Source organism: Oerskovia sp. PE-21s (assembly GCF_056158145.1).
Window position 1 is genome coordinate 40984 of sequence record NZ_JBUXJM010000003.1, and the last position, 25856, is coordinate 66839.

The 25856-nt window shown below is 72.2% G+C and carries 26 protein-coding genes and 1 tRNA gene; 17 read left to right on the forward strand and 10 right to left on the reverse strand.

Annotation, left to right across the window (positions count from 1 at the left end):
• Positions 1-16 precede the first annotated feature (16 nt).
• The 3 genes from tpiA to ACZDYF_RS06060 all read left to right on the forward strand — a co-directional run bounded on the left by tpiA (position 17) and on the right by ACZDYF_RS06060 (position 1741).
• The gene (gene tpiA, locus ACZDYF_RS06050; RefSeq protein ID WP_191790340.1) at positions 17-811 is read left to right on the forward strand and encodes a triose-phosphate isomerase; all 795 of its coding nucleotides are present in this window, start codon (positions 17-19) and stop codon (positions 809-811) included.
• A gap of 262 nt (positions 812-1073) precedes the next feature.
• Positions 1074-1316, forward strand: coding sequence for a preprotein translocase subunit SecG (gene secG / locus ACZDYF_RS06055; RefSeq protein ID WP_191790341.1), 243 nt, complete (start codon positions 1074-1076; stop codon positions 1314-1316).
• Positions 1317-1393: 77 nt separating this feature from the next.
• Positions 1394-1741, forward strand: coding sequence for an RNA polymerase-binding protein RbpA (locus ACZDYF_RS06060; protein WP_191790342.1), 348 nt, complete (start codon positions 1394-1396; stop codon positions 1739-1741).
• Between the two features lie 165 nt (positions 1742-1906).
• Here the strand turns inward: ACZDYF_RS06060 and pgl are convergent, their stop codons facing one another.
• The 5 genes from pgl to tkt form a co-directional block, all read right to left on the reverse strand.
• Positions 1907-2695: a 6-phosphogluconolactonase gene (gene pgl, locus ACZDYF_RS06065; protein ID WP_475054707.1), complete on the reverse strand. Its 789-nt coding sequence runs from the start codon at positions 2693-2695 to the stop codon at positions 1907-1909.
• Entirely contained in the window at positions 2692-3609 is a 918-nt protein-coding gene (gene opcA / locus ACZDYF_RS06070) for a glucose-6-phosphate dehydrogenase assembly protein OpcA (protein WP_191790344.1), read from the reverse strand. The genes pgl and opcA overlap by 4 nt, the downstream gene beginning before the upstream one ends.
• A 67-nt stretch (positions 3610-3676) precedes the next feature.
• Positions 3677-5218: a glucose-6-phosphate dehydrogenase gene (gene zwf, locus ACZDYF_RS06075; protein ID WP_475054711.1), complete on the reverse strand. Its 1542-nt coding sequence runs from the start codon at positions 5216-5218 to the stop codon at positions 3677-3679.
• Positions 5219-5366: 148 nt separating this feature from the next.
• Positions 5367-6506, reverse strand: a complete 1140-nt coding sequence (gene tal / locus ACZDYF_RS06080) for a transaldolase (RefSeq protein ID WP_475054715.1) — start codon at positions 6504-6506, stop codon at positions 5367-5369.
• A 90-nt stretch (positions 6507-6596) separates the two neighbouring features.
• Entirely contained in the window at positions 6597-8759 is a 2163-nt protein-coding gene (gene tkt, locus ACZDYF_RS06085) for a transketolase (protein ID WP_191790346.1), read from the reverse strand.
• A 414-nt stretch (positions 8760-9173) separates the two neighbouring features.
• On the opposite strand from tkt, the gene ACZDYF_RS06090 reads away from it, so the two are divergent.
• The 13 genes from ACZDYF_RS06090 to ACZDYF_RS06150 all read left to right on the forward strand — a co-directional run bounded on the left by ACZDYF_RS06090 (position 9174) and on the right by ACZDYF_RS06150 (position 20651).
• The gene (locus ACZDYF_RS06090) at positions 9174-10172 is read left to right on the forward strand and encodes a heme o synthase (RefSeq protein ID WP_307824085.1); all 999 of its coding nucleotides are present in this window, start codon (positions 9174-9176) and stop codon (positions 10170-10172) included.
• A 51-nt stretch (positions 10173-10223) separates the two neighbouring features.
• Positions 10224-11249: a site-specific tyrosine recombinase XerD gene (xerD, locus tag ACZDYF_RS06095; RefSeq protein ID WP_475054718.1), complete on the forward strand. Its 1026-nt coding sequence runs from the start codon at positions 10224-10226 to the stop codon at positions 11247-11249.
• 221 nt (positions 11250-11470) lie between these two features.
• Entirely contained in the window at positions 11471-12286 is an 816-nt protein-coding gene (locus tag ACZDYF_RS06100) for a ParA family protein (protein WP_475055456.1), read from the forward strand.
• 145 nt (positions 12287-12431) lie between these two features.
• Positions 12432-13400 (forward strand): segregation and condensation protein A, encoded by a 969-nt coding sequence (locus ACZDYF_RS06105; protein ID WP_307824296.1) that lies wholly within the window; start codon positions 12432-12434, stop codon positions 13398-13400.
• A gap of 11 nt (positions 13401-13411) precedes the next feature.
• Complete coding sequence (gene scpB / locus ACZDYF_RS06110) at positions 13412-14167, forward strand: SMC-Scp complex subunit ScpB (RefSeq protein ID WP_475054723.1); 756 nt, start codon at positions 13412-13414, stop codon at positions 14165-14167.
• Positions 14164-15126 carry a pseudouridine synthase gene (locus tag ACZDYF_RS06115; protein WP_138824506.1) on the forward strand — a complete coding sequence of 321 codons (963 nt, stop codon included), beginning with the start codon at positions 14164-14166 and terminating at the stop codon, positions 15124-15126. Before scpB ends, ACZDYF_RS06115 begins: the two co-directional genes overlap by 4 nt.
• Positions 15127-15213: 87 nt before the next feature.
• The gene (aroH, locus tag ACZDYF_RS06120) at positions 15214-15576 is read left to right on the forward strand and encodes a chorismate mutase (protein ID WP_191790349.1); all 363 of its coding nucleotides are present in this window, start codon (positions 15214-15216) and stop codon (positions 15574-15576) included.
• Complete coding sequence (locus ACZDYF_RS06125) at positions 15573-16382, forward strand: (d)CMP kinase (protein WP_475054734.1); 810 nt, start codon at positions 15573-15575, stop codon at positions 16380-16382. The genes aroH and ACZDYF_RS06125 overlap by 4 nt, the downstream gene beginning before the upstream one ends.
• Entirely contained in the window at positions 16379-17080 is a 702-nt protein-coding gene (locus ACZDYF_RS06130; RefSeq protein ID WP_475054737.1) for a lysophospholipid acyltransferase family protein, read from the forward strand. Before ACZDYF_RS06125 ends, ACZDYF_RS06130 begins: the two co-directional genes overlap by 4 nt.
• Positions 17081-17153: 73 nt before the next feature.
• Positions 17154-18740 (forward strand): ribosome biogenesis GTPase Der, encoded by a 1587-nt coding sequence (gene der / locus ACZDYF_RS06135; protein WP_475054740.1) that lies wholly within the window; start codon positions 17154-17156, stop codon positions 18738-18740.
• Positions 18741-19074: 334 nt separating this feature from the next.
• Positions 19075-19148 (forward strand) — tRNA-Pro (locus ACZDYF_RS06140).
• A 247-nt stretch (positions 19149-19395) separates the two neighbouring features.
• Positions 19396-19830, forward strand: coding sequence for a hypothetical protein (locus ACZDYF_RS06145; RefSeq protein WP_475054743.1), 435 nt, complete (start codon positions 19396-19398; stop codon positions 19828-19830).
• A 125-nt stretch (positions 19831-19955) separates the two neighbouring features.
• Positions 19956-20651 carry a DUF6308 family protein gene (locus tag ACZDYF_RS06150; RefSeq protein ID WP_475054746.1) on the forward strand — a complete coding sequence of 232 codons (696 nt, stop codon included), beginning with the start codon at positions 19956-19958 and terminating at the stop codon, positions 20649-20651.
• Between the two features lie 14 nt (positions 20652-20665).
• On the opposite strand, the gene ACZDYF_RS06155 is transcribed toward ACZDYF_RS06150, so the two are convergent.
• The gene (locus ACZDYF_RS06155; protein ID WP_475054749.1) at positions 20666-21154 is read right to left on the reverse strand and encodes a hypothetical protein; all 489 of its coding nucleotides are present in this window, start codon (positions 21152-21154) and stop codon (positions 20666-20668) included.
• A 68-nt stretch (positions 21155-21222) separates the two neighbouring features.
• Positions 21223-21600, reverse strand: coding sequence for an ArsR/SmtB family transcription factor (locus ACZDYF_RS06160; protein ID WP_475054752.1), 378 nt, complete (start codon positions 21598-21600; stop codon positions 21223-21225).
• Positions 21601-21675: 75 nt separating this feature from the next.
• Here ACZDYF_RS06160 and ACZDYF_RS06165 point away from each other — a divergent pair, with 75 nt between their 5' ends.
• Entirely contained in the window at positions 21676-23094 is a 1419-nt protein-coding gene (locus ACZDYF_RS06165; protein ID WP_475054754.1) for an FAD-dependent oxidoreductase, read from the forward strand.
• 94 nt (positions 23095-23188) lie between these two features.
• On the opposite strand, the gene ACZDYF_RS06170 is transcribed toward ACZDYF_RS06165, so the two are convergent.
• From ACZDYF_RS06170 to arsB, 3 genes are read right to left on the reverse strand one after another with little or no spacing between them, the layout of a single operon-like run.
• Entirely contained in the window at positions 23189-23635 is a 447-nt protein-coding gene (locus ACZDYF_RS06170) for an arsenate reductase ArsC (RefSeq protein WP_475054759.1), read from the reverse strand.
• A 25-nt stretch (positions 23636-23660) separates the two neighbouring features.
• Entirely contained in the window at positions 23661-24671 is a 1011-nt protein-coding gene (locus ACZDYF_RS06175) for a metalloregulator ArsR/SmtB family transcription factor (RefSeq protein WP_475054764.1), read from the reverse strand.
• Positions 24668-25786 (reverse strand): ACR3 family arsenite efflux transporter, encoded by a 1119-nt coding sequence (gene arsB, locus ACZDYF_RS06180; RefSeq protein WP_475054766.1) that lies wholly within the window; start codon positions 25784-25786, stop codon positions 24668-24670. Before arsB ends, ACZDYF_RS06175 begins: the two co-directional genes overlap by 4 nt.
• Between the last annotated feature and the right edge of the window lie 70 nt (positions 25787-25856).

Below are 25856 nucleotides of genomic sequence, written 5' to 3' on the forward strand. Positions count from 1 at the left end.
AGAAGGTAGACACACCATGACTGATGCACGTACCCCGCTCATCGCGGGCAACTGGAAGATGAACCTGGACCACCAGGAGGCCATCCACACGGTCCAGAAGCTCGCCTGGGCCCTCAAGGACGCCAAGCACGACTTCTCGGCCGTCGAGGTCACCGTCCTGGTCCCGTTCACGGACCTGCGCAGCGTGCAGACGCTGGTCGACGCCGACAAGCTCGAGCTGACGTACGGCGCGCAGGACGTCTCGCAGCACGTCTCGGGCGCCTACACGGGGGAGATCTCGCCCGTGTTCCTGAGCAAGTTGGGCGTGACCTACGTCGCGATCGGCCACTCGGAGCGTCGCCAGTACCACGGCGAGGACGACGCGCTCGTCAACGCCAAGTCGAAGGCCGCGCTCGCGCAGGGTCTGGTCCCGATCATCTGCGTCGGCGAGGCGCTCGACATCCGCAAGGCCGGCGAGCAGGTCTCCTACACGCTTGCGCAGGTCGACGGCGCGCTCGAGGGCCTGTCCGCGGAGGACGCCGCCAAGGTCGTCATCGCGTACGAGCCCGTCTGGGCCATCGGCACCGGTGAGGTCGCCACGCCGCAGGACGCTCAGGAGGTCGCGGGCGCGATCCGTGCCCGTCTCGCCGAGCTGTACTCGGCCGAGGTGGCAGACGCCGTGCGCGTGCTCTACGGCGGCTCGGTCAAGTCCTCGTCGATCGCCGAGCTCATGAAGGAGCAGGACGTCGACGGCGCCCTGGTCGGCGGCGCGAGCCTCGACCCGGAGGAGTTCGCGAAGATCGCGCGCTTCCAATCGCACCACGGGGCCTGAGCCCCTTCGCTGCCGGGTCGCGCCGCACGGCGCGGCCCGGCAGCGTGGCCACCGCGCGAGCGGTGGCCTTTTCTCGCGGTAGCCCCTGGGGCGTGGCGTCCCGACCGGCAGCATCGACCGCCGGGCGGAACGGTTCGTCGGATCGGGCCCGCGTCGCCTACCCTTGTCCTCGGTGCCGTACCTGTGCCTCAGGTCGGTCCAGGACACCCGTTGCGGTCCGCTCTCGACTTCTCGACGTGGACCCAGAGCCAAGGACGTACTCGTGGACGCGCTGCGCATCATTCTCCAGATCCTGCTGGTCATCACCAGCGGCTTCTTGACCCTCCTCGTGCTCATGCACAAGGGCAAGGGCGGCGGCCTGTCCGACATGTTCGGCGGCGGTATCTCGAGCAGCGCCGGCAGCTCCGGCGTGGCCGAGCGCAACCTGAACCGCATCACCGTCACGTTCGCGATCACCTGGACCGTCGTGATCATCCTTCTGGGGCTCATCCAGAAGGTCAGCTGACCCGGCGCCGACGCCGTCGGCACAGGGTGTGGAACCGTCCCGGTACGCGGGCGGTCGTGAGTCAGGGGAGTGAAGTCGTGGCTGGTGGTAGTGCTATCAAGGGGTCGCGCGTCGGTGCCGGCCCGCTGGGAGAGACGGAGCGGGGCGACGTCGCCCCACGTGTCTGGGTCTCCTACTGGTGTGCCAACGGACACGAGACGCGTCCGAGCTTCTCGTCCGAGGTGGAGATCGTCACTCCTGAGACCTGGGACTGCCCGCGCTGCGGACTGCCCGGGGGGCAGGACCCGGCGAACCCGCCGAGCGCGCTGCGCAACGAGCCGTACAAGACGCACCTCGCGTACGTGAAGGAGCGCCGCAGCGACGAGGACGGCGTTGCCCTCCTCGACGAGGCGCTCGCCGCGCTCCGGGCACGCCGCGGCCGCTAGGCAGTGCTCGTGTGGCCGTGAACGGTCCGCACCCACAGCAAGGGGGCCCTCCAGGGCCTGTACACAGCACAGCGGGCCCCGTCCGAGAAGGACGGGGCCCGCTGTGCTGTCGTCGGCTGCGCCTGCCGGTGCGCCGTGCCGTCGTCTGGTCCGGTCCGCCGGCTGTCAGTGCCTCAGCGCGTGGTGCTGGCTCGCCGCGAGGTCGACGAGCCACAGCGTGCGCTGGGTGCCCAGCGCCCCGGCTGCCGGGGTCGTCGTCACGGGGTCGCCCGCCAGTGCGGAGGCGACCGCGGGGGCCTTCTCCGCCCCCGCGGCCACGACCCAGACCTCCTGCGCGGCCTGGATCGCGGAGAACGTCAGCGACACGCGCTCGGGCGGCGGCTTGGGGGAGTCGTGCACCCCGGTCGTGGCACCGTCCGCGTCGAGCGCCGCGTTCTCGGGGAAGAGCGAGGCGACGTGCCCGTCCGGGCCCATGCCCAGCAGGAGGACGTCGAACGGAAGGTGCGCACCGCCGTCGGGCGTGAAGCGGGAGAGCTCGTCCGCGTAGAGCGCGGCCGACACCTCCGGCGTCCCGACGCCGTCGCCCGGCGCGGGCATGACGTGCACGTTCTGCGGGGGCAGGGTCGGCAGGTGGTCGAGGAGAGCCTCGCGGGCCTGCGTCTCGTTGCGCTCGGGGTCGCCCGTGGGCAGGAAGCGCTCGTCGCCCCACCACAGGTGGACGCCGGTCCAGTCGACCGCGTCGCGCACGGGGTGCGCGGCGACGGCGGCGAGGGACCGGATCCCGACCGTACCGCCCGTGAGGACGACGTGGACGGGCGTGCGGACGGACTGGATGTCGAGGATGCGGGTCAGCAGCCGAGCCGCGACGGCCTCGGCGAGGACCCCCGCGTCGGGGTGCACGACGACGAGGCGCGCCCCGTGCGCGCGCGCGTCGGCACCCGTGCCGGCCGTCATTCGCCGATCCTCGCGAGACCCTTGGTGAGGACCTCGCCGTAGACCTCGTCGGGGTCGAGCCGGCGCAGCTCCTCGGTCAGGCACTCCTCGAGCTGCCGCAGCGGCAGCGAGATGCGGCGGTCGGGCTGGCCCGGCTGGGTCAGCGTCACGATGCGGCCGTCCGGCCGGGACAGCACGATCGCGCCGCCCTTGCGCTCGAGGGTCACCTTCGTGATCCCCTCGACGCCGCGACGACGGACCAGCTTGACCGGGCACCTGAGCTGCTGGGCGAGCCACGCCGCGAGGATGTCGACCGAGGGGTGGTGCTCCTCGCCCTCCACCTCGACGGCCGTGACGGACTCGTAGGGCGGCTGGTCGAGCGCTGCCGCGATGAGACCGCGCCACAGGGTCACGCGGGTCCACGCGAGGTCGGTGTCGCCCGGGTGGTGGCTCCTGCTCAGGTGCTGGAGCGTCTGGAGCGACTTGCCCGCGTTGACCGCGTCGGTGATGCGGCGGTGGGCCATCTGGCCGACCGGGTCCGCAGAGGGGTTGTCGGGCGTCTCGCGGGGCCACCAGGCCACGATCGGGGCGTCGGGCAGCAGGAGGGGCATCACGAGGGTGTCGCTGTGCGCGACGAGCGGGCCCGACGGGCGCAGGATGATGACCTCGCTGGCCCCCGCGTCGCCGCCGATGCGGATCTGGGCGTCGAGCCGGGCGGACGTGCGCTTGTTCGCCGGGGCGACGACCACGACGCGGCAGGGGTGCTCGCGCGAGGCGCCGTTGGCCGCGGCGACCGCGTCCTCGACGTCGGCCTCCTCGGCCAGGACGACGAGGGTCAGGACGCGGCCGAGCGCCACGGCGCCGCCCTCGTCGCGCAGCTTGACGAGGCGCTTGTTGACCGCATTGGTCGTCGTCTCGGGGAGATCGATGATCATGAGGTGAGGCTCCAGTTCGAGGTCCGGCCGGGGATCCGGGGCAGGCGGGAGATCGGTGCGGTCGCGGTCACGGACGCCGCCACGTTCGACCGTCGCGAGCCATCATGTCGTCGGCCGAGGCGGGGCCCCACGTGCCGGAGCGGTACGGCTCCGGAGCGCCCTTGGACTCCCAGAACGCCGTGATCGGGTCGAGGATCTTCCAGGACAGCTCGACCTCCTCGTGGCTCGGGAAGAGCGGCGGGTCGCCCAGGAGGACGTCGAGGATGAGGCGCTCGTAAGCCTCCGGGGAGGACTCGGTGAAGGCGTGCCCGTAGCCGAAGTCCATGGTGACGTCGCGGACCTCCATCGCGGTACCGGGGACCTTGGCGCCGAAGCGGATCGTCACGCCCTCGTCGGGCTGGACGCGGATCACGAGCGCGTTCTTGCCGAGCTCGGACGTCGCGGAGGACTCGAACGGCAGGTGCGGCGCCGACTTGAAGACGACCGCGATCTCCGTCACGCGGCGGCCCAGGCGCTTGCCCGTGCGCAGGTAGAACGGGACCCCGGCCCAGCGGCGGTTGTCGATGTCGACGCGGATCGCGGCGAACGTCTCGGTCGTGGACTCGGGCGAGATGCCGTCCTCCTCGAGGTACCCCACGACCTCCTCGCCGCCCTGCCACCCGGCCGAGTACTGGCCGCGCGAGGTGTGGCGTCCCAGGTCGCGCGGGAGACGCACGGCCGAGAGCACCTTGAGCTTCTCGGCGCGCAGCGACTCGGCGTCGAACGAGACGGGCTCCTCCATCGCGGTGAGCGCGAGCAGCTGGACGAGGTGGTTCTGGATGACGTCGCGCGCCGCACCGATCCCGTCGTAGTACCCCGCGCGGCCGCCGATGCCGATGTCCTCGGCCATGGTGATCTGGACGTGGTCGACGTAGTTCGCGTTCCAGATGGGTTCGTAGAGCTGGTTGGCGAACCGCAGCGCCAGCATGTTCTGGACGGTCTCCTTGCCCAGGTAGTGGTCGATGCGGAAGACCGAGTCCGGCGAGAAGACTTTGGAGACGACGTCGTTGAGCTCACGTGCGCTGGCCAGGTCGTGGCCGAACGGCTTCTCGATGACCACGCGGCGCCACGCGTCCTCGCCCGAGCGCGAGAGCCCCGAGCGCGAGAGCTGCTCGCAGACCAGGGGGAACGCGCTCGGGGGGACCGAGAGGTAGAACGCGTGGTTGCCGCCCGTGCCGCGCTCCTTGTCGAGCTCCTCGACCGTGGTGCGCAGGCGCTCGAAGGCCTGCTCGTCGTCGAACTCGCCCTGGACGAACCGGATGCCCTCGGCGAGCTGCTTCCAGGTCGCCTCGCGGAACGGGGTGCGCGCGTACTGCTCGACGGCTTCGCGCACGACCTTGGCGAAGTCCTGGTCCTCCCAGTCGCGGCGGGCGAAGCCCGTGAGCGCGAAGCCGGGCGGGAGGAGCCCGCGGTTGGCGAGGTCGTACACGGCGGGCATGAGCTTCTTGCGGGCGAGGTCGCCCGTGACGCCGAAGATCACGAGGCCGCTGGGCCCGGCGATGCGGGGGAGTCGAAGGTCACGCGGGTCGCGCAGCGGGTTGTGCTCTGCGCTGATCTTTGCCGGTCTCAACTGATGTCACCGTTCTCGTCGGCGTGGGCTGGAATGGTCGAAAGGTCCGTCCTGCGGACCGGGATAGAGCCTAGGCGGTGGTCGGCGCGTGCCCGGGAGTCGTCCACGACCGTGCCGACCTCCGTGGGCCCCCGGTGGAAGGCGTGGGTCACGACGCGTCGCCGCGCGCGCGGGCCAGGCCGTCAGAGACGGTCGCGAGGAGGTCGGACCAGCTCGCCTCGAACTTCTCGACGCCCTCGACCTCGAGGTGCTGGGTGACCTCGTCGAGCGAGACCCCGAAGGACTCGATGGTGGACAGGACCGAGCGCGAGGCTGTGTACGTGCCCGCGACCGTGTTCCCCAGCACGACGCCGTGGTCGGCGAACGCGTCGAGAGTGGCCTGCGGCATGGTGTTCACGACGCCCGGGGCGACGAGCTCGTCGACGTACATGGTGTCGCGGTACTCGGGGTTCTTGACGCCCGTCGACGCCCACAGGGGGCGCTGCGGGTGGGCGCCCGCGGCCTCGAGGGCGCGCCAGCGGTCGGTCTGGACGACCTGCTCGTAGGCCTCGTACGCGAGCCGCGCGTTGGCGATCGCGGCGCGGCCGCGCAGGTCGAGTGCCTCGGGGGTCCCGATCGCGGTCAGGGCGGAGTCGACGGCCGAGTCGACGCGCGAGACGAAGAACGACGCGACCGACGCGATACGCGTCACGTCGTGCCCGGCGTCGCGTGCCTGCTCGAGGCCGGACAGGAACGCGTCCATGACCTGGCGGTAGCGGTCCAGGGAGAAGATGAGGGTCACGTTGACGCTGATGCCCTGGGCGAGGGTGCGCTCGATCGCGTCGAGCCCCTCGACGGTCGCGGGGATCTTGATGAGGACGTTGGGGCGGTCGACCGTCTGCCACAGCCGGACGGCGGTCGCGACGGTCGCGTCGGCGTCGCGCGCCAGGCGCGGGTCGACCTCGATCGACACGCGGCCGTCGACGCCGTCGGTCGCGTCGTACACGGGGCGCAGGACGTCGGCCGCCGCGCGCACGTCGTCGGTCGTGATCCGCTCGACCGCGGACTCGAGGTCGGTCCCGGCGGTGGCGAGCTCGGTGAGCTGCGCGTCGTAGGCGTCGCCCTTCGCGAGCGCGCCCGCGAAGATCGTGGGGTTGGTCGTGACGCCGACGACGGCACGGGAGGTGGTGAGATCGGCGAGCCCGCCGCTGCGCAGCCGTTCTCGGGAGAGGTCGTCCAACCAGATGGAGACACCTGCCTCCGACAGCTCGCGGACGGGTGCTGGCGCTGCGCTGTGGTGCACGGTCACGGTTCTCCCTCTCGTCGTCTGGCGGCCGTCCTCACGGACGTCCCAGGAGGGGGCGGGCGAGACCCGCCCCCTCCTGGAATCTACGGATGGTCAGAGCTGGTCGCCAGTGCCACCGACCGAGGGGATCGCCACACCGCCGGGAGCGGCGCCGGTGCGAGCCGACTCGATGGACTCCTTGGCGGCGGCGGCGACGGCCTCGGACGTGATCCCGAACTCGCGGTAGAGGATCTTGTAGTCCGCGGACGCGCCGTAGTGCTCGAGGCTCACGGAGCGGCCGGCGTCGCCGACCAGGTCGCGCCAGCCCTGGGCGATGCCCGCCTCGACCGAGACGCGGGCCTTGACGGCGGCCGGGAGCACGCTCTCGCGGTACTCGGGGCCCTGCGCGTCGAACCACTCGCGGCTCGGCAGCGACACGACGCGCGCCGCGATGCCCTCGGCCGCGAGCTGCTCGCGCGCCTCGACCGCGAGCTGGACCTCCGAGCCCGTGCCGATGAGGATCACGTCGGGCGTGCCCTCGGTGTCGAGCAGCACGTAGCCGCCCTTCGCGGTGCCCGAGGCGTCGGCGAAGCCGTCCGTGCCGCGGGGGAACGTCGGGACGTTCTGGCGGGTCAGGATGAGCCCGGCCGGGCGGTCGGTGTGCTCGAGGATCGTGCGCCAGGCCCACGCGGTCTCGTTGGCGTCGGCCGGGCGGACGACGTCGAGGCCGGGGATGGCGCGCAGCGCGGCGAAGTGCTCGATCGGCTGGTGCGTGGGACCGTCCTCGCCCAGGCCGATCGAGTCGTGCGTCCAGACGAACGTGGACGGGATCTCCATGAGGGCCGCGAGGCGGACCGCGGGGCGCATGTAGTCGGAGAACGTGAGGAACGTCCCACCGTAGGCGCGGGTGCCGCCGTGCAGGACGATGCCGTTGAGGATCGAGCCCATGGCGTGCTCACGGATGCCGAAGTGCAGCGTGCGGCCGTACTCGTGACCCGGGAACTTCTTGGTCGCGTGCTCGGCGGGGACGAACGAGGGCTCGCCGTCCATGGTCGTGTTGTTCGAGCCGGCGAGGTCGGCCGAGCCGCCCCAGAGCTCGGGCAACGTGTCGGCCAGGGCCGTGAGGACCTTGCCCGAGGCCGCGCGCGTCGCGACGTCCTTGCCGGCCTCGAACGTCGGCAGGGACTCGGTCCAGCCGGCCGGCAGCTCGCGGGCCTCGAGGCGCTGAAGCAGCGCGTGGCCTGCGGGGTTGGCGACCTTCCAGGCCTCGAACGCGGTGTCCCAGCGCTCGCGCAGCTCGGCGCCGCGCTCGCCCACGGCCCGCGTGTACGCCAGGACCTCGGCGGGCACGTCGAACGTCTTCTCGGGGTCGAGGCCGAGCTCGACCTTGAGGCCGCGGATCTCGTCGGCACCCATGGCCGAGCCGTGGATCCCGCCGGTGTTCTGCTTGGTGGGCGAGGGCCAGCCGATGATCGTGCGCAGCGCGATGATCGAGGGCTTGCCGGTCTCGGCCTGCGCGGCGGCCACGGCCGCGGCGAGCTCGTCGACGTTCTCGGCGTAGCCCGTGCCGCCCTGCGTCCAGTCGACCTTCTGGGTGTGCCAGCCGTAGGCCGCGTAGCGCGCGAGGACGTCCTCGGTGAACGCGATGTCGGTGTCGTCCTCGATCGAGATCTTGTTGTCGTCCCAGATCACGATGAGGTTGCCGAGCTGCTGGTGGCCGGCGATCGACGAGGCCTCGGAGGTCACACCCTCCTGGAGGTCGCCGTCCGAGGCGATGACGTACACGTGGTGGTCGAACGGGCTCTCACCGGGAGCCGTCGACGGGTCGAGCAGGCCGCGCTCGCGGCGGGCCGCCATGGCCATGCCGACCGAGGACGCGAGGCCCTGGCCGAGGGGGCCCGTGGTGATCTCGACGCCGTTGGTGTGCTTGTACTCGGGGTGGCCGGGGGTCTTGGAGCCCCACGTGCGCAGCGCCTCGATGTCCTCGATCTCCAGGCCGTAGCCGGCGAGGAAGAGCTGGAGGTAGATGGTGAGCGAGGAGTGGCCCGCGGAGAGCACGAAGCGGTCGCGGCCGACCCAGTGCGAGTCGGCGGGGTCGTGGCGCATGACCTTCTGGAAGAGCAGGTACGCGGCGGGGGCGAGGGAGATCGCGGTCCCCGGGTGGCCGTTGCCGACCTTCTCGACGGCGTCCGCCGCGAGGGCCTTGATGGTCTTGACAGCCTGGTCGTCCAGGGGGGACCACTCGAGGGGCTGGTTGGCAGGAACGAACGCGTTCACCGGACCTCTTTCCCGTCCGGAGCCTGGCCCCGGATCATCGTCGGAACAACAAAGATCAACCGATGAACTATTCCGTCGCACGCACCCGGTCGCTCACAGGGGGAGCGGGGGGCCGAGCAGGCGACCGGCCGGTCGCGACGGTGGGTGCCGCGGGTCGGAGCCCTCGGGGTGCCCACCGGGGCACCAGGCCGTCGGTTGCTCCACCCAGCCTATACGCGGACCCCCGGACGGCGCCCTGCCCCGCCCACCACGTGGATTTCGGTCGGATCTCACACTTTTGCACGAGCCGGAAGGCGGCGGCGACGGAGGGGCCGACGTAACATAGGACGGATGTCCAGCGGGTCGGAGCAGACACGCACCGACTGCCGGACGACGCCCCCCAGCTTTCCTCGCCAGAACGGAACCCCGAAGCGCGTGCACACCACGAGCCAGGCACCGATCGACGAGACGGGTCTTCCGTCTCGTCCTGCCGCGACCGCGCAGGTCGCCGGACAGTCACGGGTCGCCGCGGACGGCAGCGCCGTCGCGGGGATCCGCAGCACGATCGGTGCGTACATCGCCCTGACGAAGCCGCGCATCATCGAGCTCCTGCTCGTGACGACGCTGCCCACCATGATCCTCGCCCAGGGCGGTTTCCCGGACTTCTGGCTGGTCGTCAAGACGCTCGTCGGCGGCACGCTCGCCGCGGCGTCGGCCAACGTCTTCAACTGCTACATCGACCGCGACATCGACGAGCTCATGAACCGCACCAAGCGGCGCCCGCTCGTCACGGGCGAGATCTCGCCGCGTGCTGCGCTGGTGTTCGCGACGGCGCTCGGCGTGATCGCGCTGCTGTGGTTCGCGCTGCTGGTCAACGCCCCCTCGGCCTGGCTCACGTTCGCGGCCATCGCGATCTACGTCGTCGGCTACACCATGATCCTCAAGCGCCGCACGCCGCAGAACATCGTGTGGGGCGGCATCGCGGGCTGCATGCCGGTCTTCATCGGCTGGTCCGCGGTCACCGGCTCGCTCAGCTGGTCCGCGGTCGCGCTGTTCCTCGTGATCTTCTTCTGGACGCCGCCGCACTACTGGCCGCTGTCGATCAAGTTCAAGAAGGACTACGCCAACGCGGGCGTCCCGATGCTCCCCGTCGTCGCCGACAACCGTAAGGTCGCCCGCGAGATGATCGGCTACACGGTCGCGATGATCGCCTCGTCGCTCGCCCTGTGGTGGCTCGCGCCCATGACCTGGGTCTACGGCGTGGTCGCGATCGGTCTCGGCGCCTGGTTCCTGGCGCTGTGCGTCATGATGCTGCGCCGGGCGAACGACCCGACCAAGGGCAAGCTCGGGGCCATGAAGGTGTTCCACGCCTCGATCACGTACCTGACCCTGCTGTTCGTCGCGGTCGCGGTCGACGTGTTCCTCCCCTTCTGACGGCCGACCCGGGACGCACGGGATGACCGACCACCCAGCAGCCGGTGCGCGATGACGCGTGCCGCTGCGGGGGAGCCTGCGCTCGTCGTCGGGCAGGACGTGCCTGAGGGGCCCGCGACCCTGGAGACCCCCGCAGCCCCGCAACTGCCCGCGGCCCTCGACCGGGCCGTCCGCGAGTACCTCGCGCACCTGACGGTCGAGCGCGGGCTGTCCCAGAACACCGTCGCGGCCTACCGGCGCGACCTCGCCCGGTACGCCGCCTACCTCGCGGCCCGCGGCCGCACGGAGCCCGCCGACGTGACGCCGGCCGACGTCGCGGAGTACGTCACCACGGTCCGCACGGGAGCCGACGGCGCCGCTCTCCTCTCGCCGTCGTCGACGGCCCGCTCGGTGGCCGCGGTGCGCGGCTGGCACCGGTTCTGCGCGCTCGAGGGGCACACCGACTCCGACCCGTCGGCCGAGGTGCGCCCGCCCGCGCAGGGCAAGCGGCTGCCCAAGGCCATCTCGACCGAGGAGGTCGAGGCCATCCTCGAGGCCGCCGGCGCGGGGGAGGGGCCGGGACCGCTGCGGGACCGCGCGCTGCTCGAGCTCGTGTACTCCACGGGTGCCCGCATCTCGGAGGCCGTGAGCCTCGACGTCGACGACCTCGACCTGGGCTCGGGGGCCGTGCGGCTGTTCGGCAAGGGGGCCAAGGAGCGCGTCGTGCCCGTGGGGTCGTACGCGGTGCGAGCCCTCGACGCGTACCTCGTGCGGGGGCGCCCGGCTCTGTCCGCGACGGGACGCGGGACGCCCGCGGTGTTCCTCAACACGCGCGGCGCGCGCCTGAGCCGACAGAGCGCGTGGGCCGTCCTGCGCACCGCGGCCGAGCGTGCGGGGCTCGAGCACCCCGAGCGGATCTCGCCGCACACGTTGCGCCACTCGTTCGCGACGCACCTGCTCGCGGGCGGCGCCGACGTGCGCGTGGTCCAGGAGCTCCTGGGGCACGCGTCGGTCACGACGACGCAGATCTACACGCTCGTGACGCGCGAGACGCTGCGCGAGGTCTACGCGTCGGCCCACCCGCGGGCGCTGGGCTGACCCTCGGCGTGCCGCGCGGGTTCGCGCCACTCCGGCGCGTGCACGCGTCGTGCGCGAGCCCCTGGGGTACCGTGGCGGACGTGAGCAGCCAGGCCCCGAGCGAGATCCAGGACGCCGCCGGACCGTACGACGCACGCGTCGCCACGGCCGCGGGCGCCGCCGACGGTGGTGCGTCCGTCGCACCCGACAACGCCCCCCGCGTCGATCCGGTCGGCCGCGAGATCCCCGAGTTCCCCGTGCCGGCGCAGCTCGCGACGCACGGGCCGGGACGCATCATCGCGATGTGCAACCAGAAGGGCGGGGTCGGCAAGACGACCACGACCATCAACCTGGGCGCGACGCTGGCCGAGTACGGTCGCAAGGTCCTGCTCGTCGACTTCGACCCGCAGGGCGCCGCCTCGGTGGGCCTCGGCGTCAACCCGCACGAGCTCGACCGCACGGTCTACAACCTGCTCATGGAGCGTGGCGCGGACATCCGCGAGGTCATCGTGCCGACGGCCGTCGAGGGGCTCGACGTGCTCCCCGCGAACATCGACCTGTCCGCGGCCGAGGTCCAGCTCGTGGGCGAGGTCGCGCGCGAGTCCGTCCTGGCCAGGGTCCTGCGCCCCGTGCAGGACGAGTACGACGTGATCCTCGTCGACTGCCAGCCTTCCCTGGGGCTGCTGACGGTCAACGCGCTCACCGCGGCGCACGGGGTGCTCATCCCGCTCGAGTGCGAGTTCTTCGCGCTGCGCGGCGTCGCGCTGCTCGTCGAGACCATCGAGAAGGTCCGTGACCGCCTCAACCCGCGCCTCGAGGTCGACGGGATCCTCGCGACCATGTTCGACTCGCGCACCCTGCACTCGCGCGAGGTCGTGGCGCGCGTGCACGAGGCCTTCGGTGACAAGCTCCTGCACACCGTGATCGGGCGGACCGTGAAGTTCCCCGACGCGTCGGTCGCGGCCGAGCCCATCACGGTCTACGCGCCGTCCCACCCGGGTGCGGTGGCCTACCGTCAGCTCGCCCGCGAGCTGGTCGCCCGTGGCGACGCTGCCTGACACCGCACCGGCGGCCACCCGGGCCGCCGACCCGCAGGACGAGCAGCCCGCCTCCGCCACGACACCGTCGACCGACGCGCAGGACGCTTCGGAGGCGCCACTCCCGGCCCCGGCGACCGACCGGAACGGCAACCCGGCCTTCGAGGTGCACCTCGAGAACTTCTCGGGCCCGTTCGACCTCCTGCTCTCGCTCATCGCGAAGCACAAGCTCGACATCACCGAGATCGCTCTCGCGCAGGTCACCGACGAGTTCATCGCGTACATCCGCACGGCCGAACGCCTCGCGCGCGAGGCCGAGGAGGCCGCGCGCGCGGAGACGGGTCCGGTCCCGCCCGGGGGAGCGGTGCCCGACGCCGGCGCTCCCGTCGCCAGGTCACGTCGCCCCCGTCCGGGGCGCGGCGGGCACCCCGGCTGGGACCTCGGCACCGCGAGCGAGTTCCTGCTCGTGGCCGCGACCCTGCTCGACCTCAAGGCCGCCCGCCTGCTGCCCACCGGGGACGTCGAGAGCGCCGAGGACCTCGAGCTGCTCGAGGCCCGCGACCTCCTGTTCGCCAGGCTCCTGCAGTACCGCGCCTACAAGCAGGTCTCCGCGGTCATCGCGGACCGGCTCGCGACCGAGGGGCGCCGCTTCCCGCGCATCGTGCAGCTCGAGCCGCACCTCGCGGCCATGCTGCCCGAGCTCGTGTGGAAGCTCGGCCCCGAGCAGCTCGCGGCGCTCGCGGCGAAGGCCATGGAGCCCAAGCCGCCGCCGCCCGGGGTGTCCCTGACCCACCTGCACGCGCCCGCGGTGAGCGTGCGCGAGCAGGCGAGCCTCGTCGTCGGGCTGCTGCGGCGGGAGGGGGCCGCGTCGTTCCGCGTGCTCGTCGCGGACGCCGGCGAGACGCTCGTCGTCGTCGCGCGCTTCCTGGCGCTGCTCGAGCTCTTCCGCGAGGGGCTCGTCGCGTTCGAGCAGGTCGAGGCGCTGGGCGAGCTCACGGTCCGCTGGACGGGCAGCGACGGTGCGGACGACGAGGACGGCGCTTCGCTCGATGCCGTGGGCGGGGAGTTCGACGCCGACGACACCGACGTCCCCCCTGCCACGGTCGTGCACCCCACGACACGGACGGACCCATGAACGAGGAGAGCATGACCCAGGACACCGCGGACACCGCGGACACCGCGGACGCCGCACTCGCTGCGCGCGGCGCACAGACGGACGACGCGCCCGCGTTCAGCGCCGAGCACCTGCCGGGCGGGGCGCTCGCGGCCCTCGAAGCCGTGCTCATGGTCGCCGACGAGCCCATCCCCGCGGTCCAGCTCGCGACCGCCCTCGGGCTGCCCCAGCGCGAGGTCGAGGACCTGCTGGGCGAGCTGGCCGCGGAGTACCGCGGCGAGCTGGGCGGACGGCCCCGCGGTTTCGAGCTGCGCCAGGCGGGCGGCGGGTGGCGTGTGTACTCGGCGCCGGTGTTCGCGGACGTCGTCGGGCGCTTCCTCCTGGAGGGCCAGAGCGCGCGCCTGACGCAGGCCGCTTTGGAGACCCTCGCGGTCGTCGCGTACCGTCAACCGGTCACGCGCGGCCAGATCTCGGCCGTGCGCGGCGTGAACGTGGACGGCGTCGTACGGACGCTCACGACCCGCGGGCTCGTCGCGGAGGTCGGCCAGGATCCCTCGACGGGTGCGGTCCTGTACGGAACCACGGGATACTTCATGGAGCGCATGGGCTTCTCGTCGCTCGACGAGCTCCCCGCCCTCGCGCCGCACCTGCCGGACGTCGACTCCATCGTCGACGCCGCCGACAGCACACTCGGAGCGTCCGGGGGTGGGAGCGACCGCGCACAGCCGTGGACGTCGGCCCTGCCCGACGGCGCTCGACCCAGCACGAACGACGAAGGAACATCATGAGCAGCGCACGCGAGGGTGGCCGACCGGCCGCCCGAGGACAGCGGTCCGAGAACTCCTCGGGCACCGGTCGACCGGGCAGTGGTCACGCAGGCGGTGGCCGGCCGGCAGGTCAGCGCTCCTCGGCCCCCCGCTCGGGAGCGGGCCGCGGATGGGCCGGCGACCCGCAGGCGGGCAAGAGCAAGCCGCCGCGCCGTCCGGCCGCGCCCAAGGGACCCCAGCGCGACGTCCACGTCGCCGACGGCGTGCGTCTCCAGAAGGTCCTCGCGACCGCAGGCCTGGGCTCGCGCCGCGCGTGCGAGGACCTCATCGCCGCGGGCCGCGTCGAGGTCGACGGCGTCGTGGTGCGCGAGCTCGGCGTCCGCGTCGACCCCGAGAAGGCCGTGATCCACGTCGACGGCATGCGCGTCCAGCTCGACCAGTCGCTCGTGACGATCGCGCTCAACAAGCCGCTCGGCGTCGTCTCCACGATGCACGACCCCGAGGGCCGCCCCGCGCTCACGCAGTTCGTCGCGACGCGCCCCGAGCGCCTCTTCCACGTCGGGCGCCTCGACGCCGACAGCGAGGGCCTGCTGCTCCTGACGAACGACGGCGAGCTCGCCAACCGTCTCTCGCACCCCAAGTACGAGGTCTCCAAGACCTACCTCGTGTCGGTCGAGGGCCGCGTCGCGGGCAACGTCGCGAACAAGCTGCTGCACGGCATCGAGCTCGAGGACGGCCCGGCCAAGGTCGACCGCTACCGCGTGGTCGACACGACCCCGCAGGCCAGCATGGTCGAGGTCGTTCTCCACGAGGGCCGCCACCGCATCGTGCGCCGCATGTTCGAGGAGCTCGGCCACCCCGTGACCCGGCTCGTGCGCACCCGTATCGGGTCGATCCACCTGGGCAACCTGCGCCCCGGCGCTACCCGTGTCCTGGGCCGCACCGAGCTCGGCACCCTCATGAGCGAGGTCGGGCTCTAGCAATCCTCCCGCCCCGGGAGCCGCGTCTTCACGCGCTCCCGGGGCGGCGCTACGCTCGACCCGACCCTCCCGTACGAAGGAGTACCCATGCCCGTCCGGGCCATCCGGGGCGCCACGCAGCTCGACGTCGACGAGCGCGAGCACCTCTTCGACCGCACGCGCGAGCTCGTCCAGGCCGTCCTCGACGCCAACGAGATCGACACCGCGTCGCTCATCTCGATCTTCTTCACCTGCACGCCCGACCTGGTGGCGGACTTCCCGGCCGCCGCCGCCCGCGAGATGGGGCTCGGCGACGTGCCCCTCATGTGCGCGGTCGAGATCGGCGTGCCCGGGGCGCTGCCCCGCGTGGTGCGGCTCATGGCGCACGCCGAGGTCGACGTGCCGCGGGCCGACGTCCAGCACGTGTACCTGCACGGGGCGACGTCGCTGCGCAAGGACCTGGCCCAGTGAGCGCGGACGGTACCCGTGCCGAGGGGTGCGGGCTGGTCGTCGCGATCGACGGGCCCTCCGGGTCCGGCAAGTCGAGCGTGTCGCGGGCCGTCGCGCAGCGCCTCGGCACCGCCTACCTGGACACGGGCGCGATGTACCGCGCCGCGACCTGGTGGTGCCTCGAGGAGCGCGTCGACCTCGCCGACCAGGCCGCGGTCGCCGCGGCCGTCGACGTCATGCCGCTCGTCATGGGCATCGACCCGGCCGCGCCGACCGTGCACGTCGACGGCACCGACGTCGGCGAGGCGATCCGCACCACCGAGATCTCCACGGCCGTGAGCGCCGTGGCCACGAACCTCGCGGTCCGCGCCGAGCTGCGGCGCCTGCAGCGCGTCATCATCGCGGCAGAGTCGTCGGCGGCGGCTTCCTCGGCTTCCTCGACGTTCGCGGCGTCCTCGGAGAGCGCCGGCACGAGCTTCTCCGGCGGGCGCGGCATCGTCGCCGAGGGGCGCGACATCACGACCGTCGTCGCCCCCGACGCCGACGTGCGCATCCTGCTCACCGCGAGCGAGGAGGCGCGCCTGGCCCGCCGCTCGCTCGAGGTCCACGGCGCGGCCGACGCGGCTGCCGTCGAGGCCACCAAGGACCAGGTGCTGCGCCGCGACCGCGACGACTCGACCGTCTCGCAGTTCCACGTCGCGGCCGACGGCGTCGTGACGGTCGACTCGTCCGACCTCGACTTCGAGCAGACCGTCCAGGCCGTGCTCGACGTCGTCGAGCACGCCACGGCCACCACCGCCGGAGGGGGCGAGGGGACCGCTCGGTGAGCACCCCGCACGTCCCCTCTCCCACCGGGCCCGCCTGGTCCCGGTGGGTGGGGCGCTTCCTCGCACGTGTGATCTGGGACACCCGTGTGGTCGGGGCCGACCGCGTCCCCGCCACAGGACCCGTCCTGCTGGCCGCCAACCACACGGGCCTCGTCGACGGACCCCTCGTGCTGGGCGTCGCACCCCGGCCCCTGCACGTCCTCGTCAAGGAGGAGATGTTCGTCGGCCCGGTCGGGTGGATCCTGCGCGCAGCCGGGCAGATCCCCGTCGACCGCCGCGGCGGACGATCGGCCCTCGTGACGGCGCTCGCGGTCCTGCGGCGCGACGGGGGAGTGGGCGTGTTCCCCGAGGGCAACCGCGGGCGCGGCGACGCCACGTCGGCGCGCGCCGGCGTGGCCTGGCTCGCGCTCAACGGCCACGCGCCCGTGGTCCCCGTCGCCGTGCTCGGCACGCGTCGCACCGGTGACGGCGTCAACCGCGTTCCCGGATTCCGTCGCCGCCTGTACGTCGAGTTCGGCGCGCCCGTGGTCGTCGACAAGGCCGACGGCCTGCGCGGCAAGGCCGCCCTCGACGCCGCGAACGAGCAGATCCGGGCCGCGCTCGCGACGCTCGTGACCGGCGCCGTGGACCGCTCGAGCATCGCGCTGCCGGTCGACGGACCCGAGCGCCTCCTCCCCGGAGGACGCCCCGCGCAGTGACGTCGTGCACTCCGGGCGTGTCGCGCACGGTCCTCGTTCGGAGAACTGCCCGGTTGCTGGGAGAATGGTCGCCATGACCACACCCGACCACGCACAGCCCGATGCCCAGGCATCCCTCGACGAGGTGTCGCAGACCCCCGGTGAGACGATCGACCAGGCGAGCGACGTCGTCGGGCAGCCCGAGGACACCACCGAACCACTGCTCGCCGCCGAGGGGGACGAGCAGGACGACGAGACCCGCGAGCGCGCCCTGCGCGCCGGCCTCGAGGACTACGAGCTCGCCGACGAGGACATGGCGCTCCTGTCCGGCGAGTACGACGACGAGGGCAACCTCGAGCCCGAGGCGCCGCTGCCGGTCCTCGCGATCGTCGGCCGCCCCAACGTGGGCAAGTCGACGCTCGTCAACCGCATCCTCGGCCGCCGCGAGGCCGTGACCGAGGACAAGCCCGGCGTCACGCGCGACCGCGTCTCCTACCCGGCCGAGTGGGCAGGACGCCAGTTCACCCTCGTCGACACGGGCGGCTGGGAGGTCGACGTCGCCGGCATCGAGGCGCGCGTCGCCGAGCAGGCCGAGGTCGCCATCGCGCTCTCCGACGCCGTCGTGTTCGTCGTCGACGCGACCGTGGGCCCCACGGCCACGGACGAGCGCGTCGTGAAGCTGCTCCGCAAGTCCGGCAAGCCCGTCGTGCTGTGCGCCAACAAGGTCGACGGCGCACGCGGCGAGGCCGACGCGACCGAGCTCTGGAGCCTGGGCCTCGGCGAGCCGCACCCCGTCTCCGCCCTGCACGGGCGCGGCACCGGTGACCTGCTCGACGCCGCCATGGAGGCGCTGCCCCTCGTCTCCGAGCACGCCGTCGTCCTGCCGTCCGGCCCCCGCCGCGTCGCGCTCGTCGGCCGCCCCAACGTCGGCAAGTCCTCGCTCCTGAACAAGGTCGCGGGCGCCGACCGCGTCGTCGTCGACTCCGTCGCCGGCACCACGCGCGACCCCGTCGACGAGCTCGTGCTCCTCAAGGGCATCCCGTGGTGGTTCGTCGACACCGCCGGCATCCGCCGCCGCGTGCACCAGACCAAGGGCGCCGACTTCTACGCCTCGCTGCGCACCCAGGCCGCGATCGAGAAGGCCGAGGTCGCCGTCGTGCTCGTCGACGCGTCCGTGCCGCTCACCGAGCAGGACACGCGCGTCATCTCCCAGGTCGTCGACGCCGGGCGCGCCCTCGTCATCGCCTACAACAAGTGGGACCTCATGGACGAGGACCGTCGCCCCTTCCTGGAGCGCGAGATCGAGAAGGACCTCGTGCAGATCCAGTGGGCGCCGCGCGTCAACGTCTCAGCCCGCACCGGTTGGCACACCGACCGCCTCGTGCCCGCGCTCGAGCGCTCGCTCGAGTCGTGGGACAAGCGCATCCCCACCGGGCGCCTCAACGCGTTCCTGGGCGAGCTCGTCGCGGCCCACCCCCACCCGCTGCGCGGCGGCAAGCAGCCCCGCATCCTGTTCGCGACCCAGGCGTCCACGCGCCCGCCGCGCTTCGTGATCTTCGCGACCGGCTTCCTCGAGGCCGGCTACCGCCGCTTCATCGAGCGTCGCCTGCGCGAGACCTTCGGGTTCGAGGGCACGCCCATCGAGATCTCGGTGCGCGTGCGCGAGAAGCGCAAGCGCTGACGCACCTCCAGCCGGGGCCCGTGGGGCTCCAGCGGGCCGTGTGAGGCGTCGAGAGACCCACGGGAGGGCCGTGCGTGCCGGAAGGCTCGCGCGGCCCTCCTGGGCGTTTCTGGGAAGCGCTGGGGGCGTGCTGGGACTGGGTGGGATCTGACGGTGTCCTGGTCGAGCGCTGGTGGCGCGCTGGGCGCGGCCTCGACGGGGCCTGCGACGCGGCCGGGAGCTCCCCGGACGTGCGTGACCCGTGCCACTCACCAGCGAGGATGCACGGAGCACGCCCAAAGTGGGGTATTGTTTCTCTCGGCCCTGAAGGGCTGGTGAAGCCCTCCGGGGCTCACGGGCTGTGGCGCAGCTTGGTAGCGCACTTGACTGGGGGTCAAGGGGTCGCAGGTTCAAATCCTGTCAGCCCGACAGAAGCGAGAGGCTCGGAATCGTTGAGATTCCGGGCCTCTCGTCGTGTGATCGACGTGTGGCGGGTGGGTCTGCGGAGGCTCGTGGAACGGGCCTCCGAACTTCGGGCCCGGGCCGGAGACCGGGTCCCGCGCATTGCGGAACCGCATCGCATCGGACGGAATGTGTACCCTCAGGGGCACACGGTCACGACGGGGGTGCGTTCATGCGAGGACAGCAGGCGATTGGAGCATCGGCTCTGGTGTTCGTGGCAACGATGATGGCGGGCTGCAGCGGTGCTCTCACCGCCCAGCCCGACCCCACGACAGAAGTGCGCCAGGCGGACGCACCCGAGGGCGACGTGGCGCAGGACGCCGCCGCGTGCGCGGCCGTCTCCGACGTCATGTCGATCGTGGAGAACGCGGACATCGCCCTGAGCGAGGGCCGCGTGGCCGTCCAGGAGCAGCAGGGCTGGTACGAGGTCGCGACACATGTCCTGTACCGCATCCCCTCGAGCGGCGACAGCGCCGTCAGCCAAGGTGTCGCCGACCTGCAGGAGGCTGTCCCCGCGGTCGAGTCCTGGGCGAGGACCGAACCCACCGTCATCAGGTCGGACGCCTGGCGTGATGCCCTCGACGCTCTCTTCGAGCCTTGCCAGGCGGTCGATTCCGAGCTGACCATCTCCATGTTCACCGGCGGCTGAGGACTGCGAAGACTGCCCCGCATCCCGAGGGGCTGGCGTGCATCTTTCCGGCCGCTCCTCGTGCTGCCACGGGCACCGGCGCCACGTCGTCCGGTGAGGTGATCGGATGCCACTATGGTGACGGCATGCTCCGACCCGTGCCCTCCGGCTGGCCCGATGTCCCCGACGGTCTGCTCGACGACGCCCGCCGCACCGCGCTCGACGCTCTGCGAGCGGTCCGCTTCGATCGGTACTACGACGTGGCGGGCAACTATGCGGGGGCGACCTTCGCGTCCATCGACCCGAACGACCCGATGGACGTCACCGCCGCCGACCTGCATGCGCTGACGATGCTCTCGGTCCAGGTCGGGCCCGCAGCGACGCGGCGCGTCCTGGCCGAAGGCCCGCTGCGCGACGGTCTGCTCGCCGCACTGTCCGCCGCGTCGCCCACCACGGATCTGGTGGACGCGACCGTGACCGACCTCGACGCGGCCTGGGCACTGACGAACACGGCCCGTGTCGCGCTGGCCGAACCGACGACGAAGGGAACGTCCGACCCGTGGGTGACCGCGGCGAAGCTGGCCGCACGCAAGCGCCCGCGACTGCTGCCGGTGCGCGACACGAAGGTCCGCCGTCTGCTCGGGCTGGAGCTCGCCCGGGACGGGCGGCTGGAGATCCAGGTCATCCGCTCGCTCGTCGCGGATCCAGCCGTGATCGACGCGATCGAGGAGGCACTGACGCGGGCGCGCGCTGCTGCCGAGGCAGGTGGGCGCACGTGCGTGTTCGACACGAGCGACCTGCGGCTGCTCGATGTCGCCCTGTGGATGCACTCGATGCGCTGAGTCGGGGTCGGCGGTCAGGGGATGATGAGCGGTTCGCTGGTCGCCACCACCGCGTCGCCCGTGCCGTCCTCGGTGCTCACCTGCGGCCCGGTCAAGTTCTCGCCGTGCTCGCCGATGATCGCCGTGACCTGCTCGGGCTGGTTGCGCGCGATCGGCATGGTGACGCGCACCGCGTAGGCGCCGGCCGGAAGGGCCTCGCCCTTCGCCGAGAAAGGGCCGAACGTGGCGGTGCCGTCCTGCAGCACGGCCCGGTCCTGCGCCGTGAACACGTCCTCGGCCGACACCGACCCATCCAGCTCCGTTCCGTCGGGCAGGTTCGACTGCGCGGTCACCGTTACCGAGCCGTCGTCGTCGACGACCACGTCCGTGGTGAGCTCGACCTCGATCGTGGCGGAGGCCGACGACGGGGAAGTCTCGGAGGGCTCGGGGTCAGGATCGCCTCCGGAGCAGGCGCTGACCATGAGGACGGTGAGCGCTCCGACGGCCGCAAGGGTTCTCTTCATGACCCGAGGCTACGGCCGTGCACGCGACCTGGTGCGACCGCGAGCGAGCCCGCCCGACGTCGGGGGGCTCAGCGTGTCGTCTCGGTCAAGGTGTCGGCGAGCGCGGTGAGGGCGCCGGGGACGAGCGAGTAGTACGCCCAGCGTCCGCGCTGCTCCCGGGTGAGGAGGCCGGCGTCGACGAGGATCTTCAGGTGGTGGCTGACGGTCGGCTGGGAGAGGCCGACGGGCTCGGTGAGGTCGCACACGCAGGCCTCGCCGCCGTCGTGGGAGGCGACGATCGAGAGCAGCTGGACCCGGGTGGGGTCAGCCAGGGCCTTGAAGGTGCGCGCGAGGTCGCGCGCGGTCTGGGGGTCGGCGGCCTGGCGAACCAGCGGCGCGCAGCAGGCGGCCCCAGCCGTGCCGGCTGGAGCGAGGGGCAGGTCCGTCGTCGTGGTCACGGAGCCCATCTTGCCACGTATCGAAGTTTATGGATACGTTGTCGACGTGGCGTTCATTGATGGTTGTCGATGCGAGGAGTGGTGATGAGCGAGGTCGTGCGTGCGGATCTTCCGGTCGTGGTGATCGGTGGGGGACCGGTGGGGCTGGCCGCGGCCGCCCACCTGCTGGAGCGGGGGCTGGAGCCGGTCGTGCTCGAGGCGGGCGACGGGCCGGGCGCGGCGGTGGCGTCGTGGGGCCACGTGCGGTTGTTCTCGCCGTGGCGCTACGACATCGACGAGGCCGCGCGACGCCTGCTCGAGCCCACCGGATGGACCCCGCCGGACCTGGACCGGCTCCCCACGGGCGGGGAGCTCGTGGACCAGTACCTGGTGCCGCTGGCCGCGACCGAGCAGATCGCGTCGCGGTTGCGGACCAGGACGCGGGTGCTGGCAGTGGCGCGCGACGGCGCGGACAGGACCCGGTCCCTGGGCCGGGAGCGACGCGCGTACCGGGTGCGGACCGTGAGGGCGGACGGGCAGGTCGAGGACGTGCTGGCCCGCGCGGTGATCGACGCGTCCGGGACGTTCACGACGTCCAACCCGCTGGGGACCAGCGGTCTGCCCGCTCTCGGTGAGGCTCAGGCGCAGGCGTTCGTCACGGGCCCGTTGCCCGACGTCCTGGGTGCGGCCCGTGAGCGGTTCGCAGGCAAGCACACGCTCGTCGTCGGGATGGGGCACTCGGCAGCGAACACGTTGCTGTCCCTGGTCGAGCTCGCGGAGTCCGCGCCGGGCACCACGGTGACCTGGGCGATCCGCGGCGGTTCGGCGCGGCGCCTGTTCGGCGGCGGGGCCGACGACGAGCTGCCCGCGCGCGGGCTGCTGGGTACGCGCCTGCAGGCCGCCGTGGAGGCGGGCCGGTTGACGTTGGTGAGGTGGACCTCGATCGAGGAGCTCGTCCCCGGCCAGGCCACGGTGCGGGTCCTGGGCCGTTCGCGCGAGGAGGTGCTGGACCTGCAGGTCCACGCGATCGTGAACGCGACCGGGTTCCGCCCGGATCTGGACATGCTGCGTGAGGTGCGCCTGGACCTGGACCCGGTGGTCGAGTCCCCGCGCCGCCTGGCCGAGCTCATCGACCCGAACTTCCACTCGTGCGGCACGGTGCCCCCGCACGGGGAGAAGCTGCTCCAGCACCCCGACGACGGGTTCTACCTGGCCGGGATGAAGTCCTACGGACGGGCCCCGACGTTCCTGCTGGCCACCGGGTACGAGCAGGTCCGCTCGATCGCCGCCGCCCTCGCGGGCGACCGGGCCGCGGCGGACCTGGTCCAGCTGAACCTGCCCGCCACCGGTGTGTGCTCGACCGATCTGGCGCTGGAGGCCGAGGACGAGACCGGCGGCTCGTGCTGCGGGACGACGCCCGCCGAGCCCCAGCTGGTCACCCTCGGGGCGCCGACCGGTTCCGGGTTCGCGACCGGAGTGCTGCACGGTCGCTCCGGGGACGAGCCAGCGCCGTCCAGCACCTGAGGGCAGGCAGGTCCCCAGGCGCTCCCCCGAGCGGCGTGAGCACGCATACGAAGGGCCGGACGCGTGCGCGTCCGGCCCTTCGGTGAGCCTGGGGTCAGGCGGTGGCGGGGATCTCGACGGGCTCGACGCCGAGCTCGGTGAGCAGGGTCAGGATGCGGGTGCGGATCTCGTCGCGGATGGGGCGCACGGACTCGATGCCTTGCCCGGCGGGGTCTTCGAGCTTCCAGTCCTCGTAGCGCTTGCCGGGGAAGATGGGGCAGACGTCACCGCAGCCCATGGTGATCACGACGTCGGAGGCCTTGACGGCTTCGGTGGTCAGGACCTTGGGGGTCTGGGTGCGGATGTCGATCCCGGCTTCGAGCATGGCTTCGACGGCGACGGGGTTGATCTGGTCGGCGGGCATGGACCCGGCCGAGCGGCCCTCCACGGCCCCGCCGGACAGGGCGCGCAGGAACCCGGCGGCCATCTGGGAGCGGCCTGCGTTGTGGACGCAGACGAACAGGGCGGACGGCTTGTCGGCGGGGGTGTTCTGGGTGGTCATGAGGTTCTCCGGGAGGGCGGTGTGGTCAGGCGGGCAGGGTGAGGTCGGGCAGGAGGTCGGTGAGCAGGGCGCGGACCCGGGTGTCGAGCTCGTCGCGGATCGCGTCGACACCCGCCGGGGAGGCCAGGGCGGGGTCTCCGACGAGCCAGTCCTCGTAGCGCTTGCCGGGCAGGACCGGGCACACGTCGCCGCAGCCCATGGTGATCACGACGTCGGCCGCGCGCACGGCGTCGTCGGTCAACGGCTTGGGGAACGCGTCGTGGGCGGTGCCCATGTCGTCGAGGGCTGCGCGGACCCCGGCGTGGATCTCGGCGGCGGGGGTCGAGCCGGCGGAGCGGACGGTGACGCGGTCACCGGCGTAGTGGCGCACGAGGGCAGCGGCGAGCTGGGAGCGGCCGGCGTTCGCGACGCACACGAACAGCACCTGAGGTCGGTCCGTCGGCTCGCGGGTGATGTCGGCCAGTCGTTGGCGGGCGAAGCGCTCGGTGAGGGGGACCAGGTGAGCGGAGACCTTCGCCGAGCGTGCCAGGTCGGTGTAGGACTCGCGCACGACGCGCTGGACGACGTCGAAGCGCACGCCGGGGAACGTGGTCGCGAGCTCGGTGGCCAGGTGGTCCAGGGCCGGGTCGACGTCCTCGAGCCCGCGCAGCACCTCCTGGGTGACCGATGCCTCGAGGGCTGCGGGGGCGAAGGAGTCCAGCAGGGTGGTCACGGCCGCCTTGTAGCCGGGGGTGATGCGGTACCAGACCCAGGTGCCGCGCCGCTCGGAGGCCAGGACCCCGACGTCGCGCAGCACCTTGAGGTGGTGGGAGACGGTCGGCTGGGACACGTCGGTCAGGGCCGCCAGGTCGCACACGCACGCCTCGCCGGCCGGGGCGGTGGCGATGAAGGACAGCATGCGCAGGCGCAGCGGCTCGGCCAGGGCCTTGAGCGCGGTCGCGACGACGGTGGCGATGTCGGCGCCGATGGCGTGGGACTCGATCCGGGGGCCGCACTCCGGGTCGCGCACCGTCAGGGGCAGGGGGGTCGTGGTCATGGGGTCACCTTCTCGGGCTCGGCCACCGAGGTGACGTAGGGGTCGACGGCGAACCAGCGGCGGGCGATCCACAAGGAGACGTAGACAAGGCCCACCAGGACCGGGACCTCGATGAGCGGACCGACCACCCCGGCCAGAGCCTGGCCGGAGGCGGCGCCGAACGTCGCGATGGCCACTGCGATCGCGAGCTCGAAGTTGTTCCCGGCCGCGGTGAAGGCCAGGGTCGTGGACTTCGCGTACCCCAGGCGCAGGACCTTGCCGGTGACGATGCCCACGCCCCACATCACGGCGAAGTACACCAGCAGCGGCAAGGCGATGCGGGCGACGTCGAGCGGGTTGGAGGTCACGGCCTCGCCCTGCAGGGCGAAGAGCAGCACGATCGTGAACAGCAGCCCGTACAAGGCCCAGGGCCCGATCACGGGCAGGAACGTGTCCTCGTACCAGGCCCGGCCCTTGGCGCGCTCACCGATCAGACGCGAGGCGAACCCGGCCACGAGCGGGATCCCGAGGAAGACCAGGACGTTGAGCGCGATCTGCCCCATGGAGATGTCGAGCCCGGCGGTGTCCAGGCCCAGCCAACCGGGCAAGATCGTGAGGTAGAAGTAGCCCAGCAGCGAGAACGCGAGGACCTGGAAGACGGAGTTGATCGCGATCAGGACCGCCGCGGCCTCCCGGTCCCCGCAGGCCAGGTCGTTCCAGATGACCACCATCGCGATGCACCGGGCCAGGCCCACGATGATCAGGCCGGTGCGGAACTCGGGAAGGTCCGGCAGGAAGATCCACGCCAGGGCGAACATCAGCGTGGGGCCCACGAGCCAGTTCAGGACCAGGGACGAGATGAGGAGCTTCTTGTCCCCGGTGACCGAGGCGACCTTGTCGTAGCGGACCTTGGCCAGGACCGGGTACATCATCACGAGCAGGCCGATCGCGATCGGCACCGAGATTCCCCCGACCTCCATCGAGGCCAGCACGTCCGACAGAGCCGGGACGAACCGGCCCAGCAGCAGGCCGGCGACCATCGCGAGACCGATCCACGCGGGCAGCCACCGGTCGAGCGTCGACAGGCGCCCGGCACTCAGAATGCTCGAGGACGTAGGCTTCTGCACAGCTTGCATCGACATTTCTCTATATTTGCATGTATCGATATAGATCGCCAAGGCTTCGTCGAGATCGGAACCGGCAGAC

Bases quoted from the DNA above. Each gene is read 5' to 3' on its own strand.
- ACZDYF_RS06155 (WP_475054749.1), bottom strand. From the start codon at position 21,154: ATGAAGAGAACCCTTGCGGCCGTCGGAGCGCTCACCGTCCTCATGGTC.
- ACZDYF_RS06160 (WP_475054752.1), bottom strand. From the start codon at position 21,600: ATGGGCTCCGTGACCACGACGACGGACCTGCCCCTCGCTCCAGCCGGC.
- aroH (WP_191790349.1), top strand. From the start codon at position 15,214: ATGCCCGTCCGGGCCATCCGGGGCGCCACGCAGCTCGACGTCGACGAG.
- ACZDYF_RS06170 (WP_475054759.1), bottom strand. From the start codon at position 23,635: ATGACCACCCAGAACACCCCCGCCGACAAGCCGTCCGCCCTGTTCGTC.
- pgl (WP_475054707.1), bottom strand. From the start codon at position 2,695: ATGACGGCCGGCACGGGTGCCGACGCGCGCGCGCACGGGGCGCGCCTC.
- der (WP_475054740.1), top strand. From the start codon at position 17,154: ATGACCACACCCGACCACGCACAGCCCGATGCCCAGGCATCCCTCGAC.
- arsB (WP_475054766.1), bottom strand. From the start codon at position 25,786: ATGCAAGCTGTGCAGAAGCCTACGTCCTCGAGCATTCTGAGTGCCGGG.
- tpiA (WP_191790340.1), top strand. From the start codon at position 17: ATGACTGATGCACGTACCCCGCTCATCGCGGGCAACTGGAAGATGAAC.
- scpB (WP_475054723.1), top strand. From the start codon at position 13,412: ATGACCCAGGACACCGCGGACACCGCGGACACCGCGGACGCCGCACTC.
- opcA (WP_191790344.1), bottom strand. From the start codon at position 3,609: ATGATCATCGATCTCCCCGAGACGACGACCAATGCGGTCAACAAGCGC.
- ACZDYF_RS06175 (WP_475054764.1), bottom strand. From the start codon at position 24,671: ATGACCACGACCCCCCTGCCCCTGACGGTGCGCGACCCGGAGTGCGGC.
- xerD (WP_475054718.1), top strand. From the start codon at position 10,224: ATGACGCGTGCCGCTGCGGGGGAGCCTGCGCTCGTCGTCGGGCAGGAC.
- ACZDYF_RS06165 (WP_475054754.1), top strand. From the start codon at position 21,676: ATGAGCGAGGTCGTGCGTGCGGATCTTCCGGTCGTGGTGATCGGTGGG.
- ACZDYF_RS06115 (WP_138824506.1), top strand. From the start codon at position 14,164: ATGAGCAGCGCACGCGAGGGTGGCCGACCGGCCGCCCGAGGACAGCGG.
- ACZDYF_RS06150 (WP_475054746.1), top strand. From the start codon at position 19,956: ATGCTCCGACCCGTGCCCTCCGGCTGGCCCGATGTCCCCGACGGTCTG.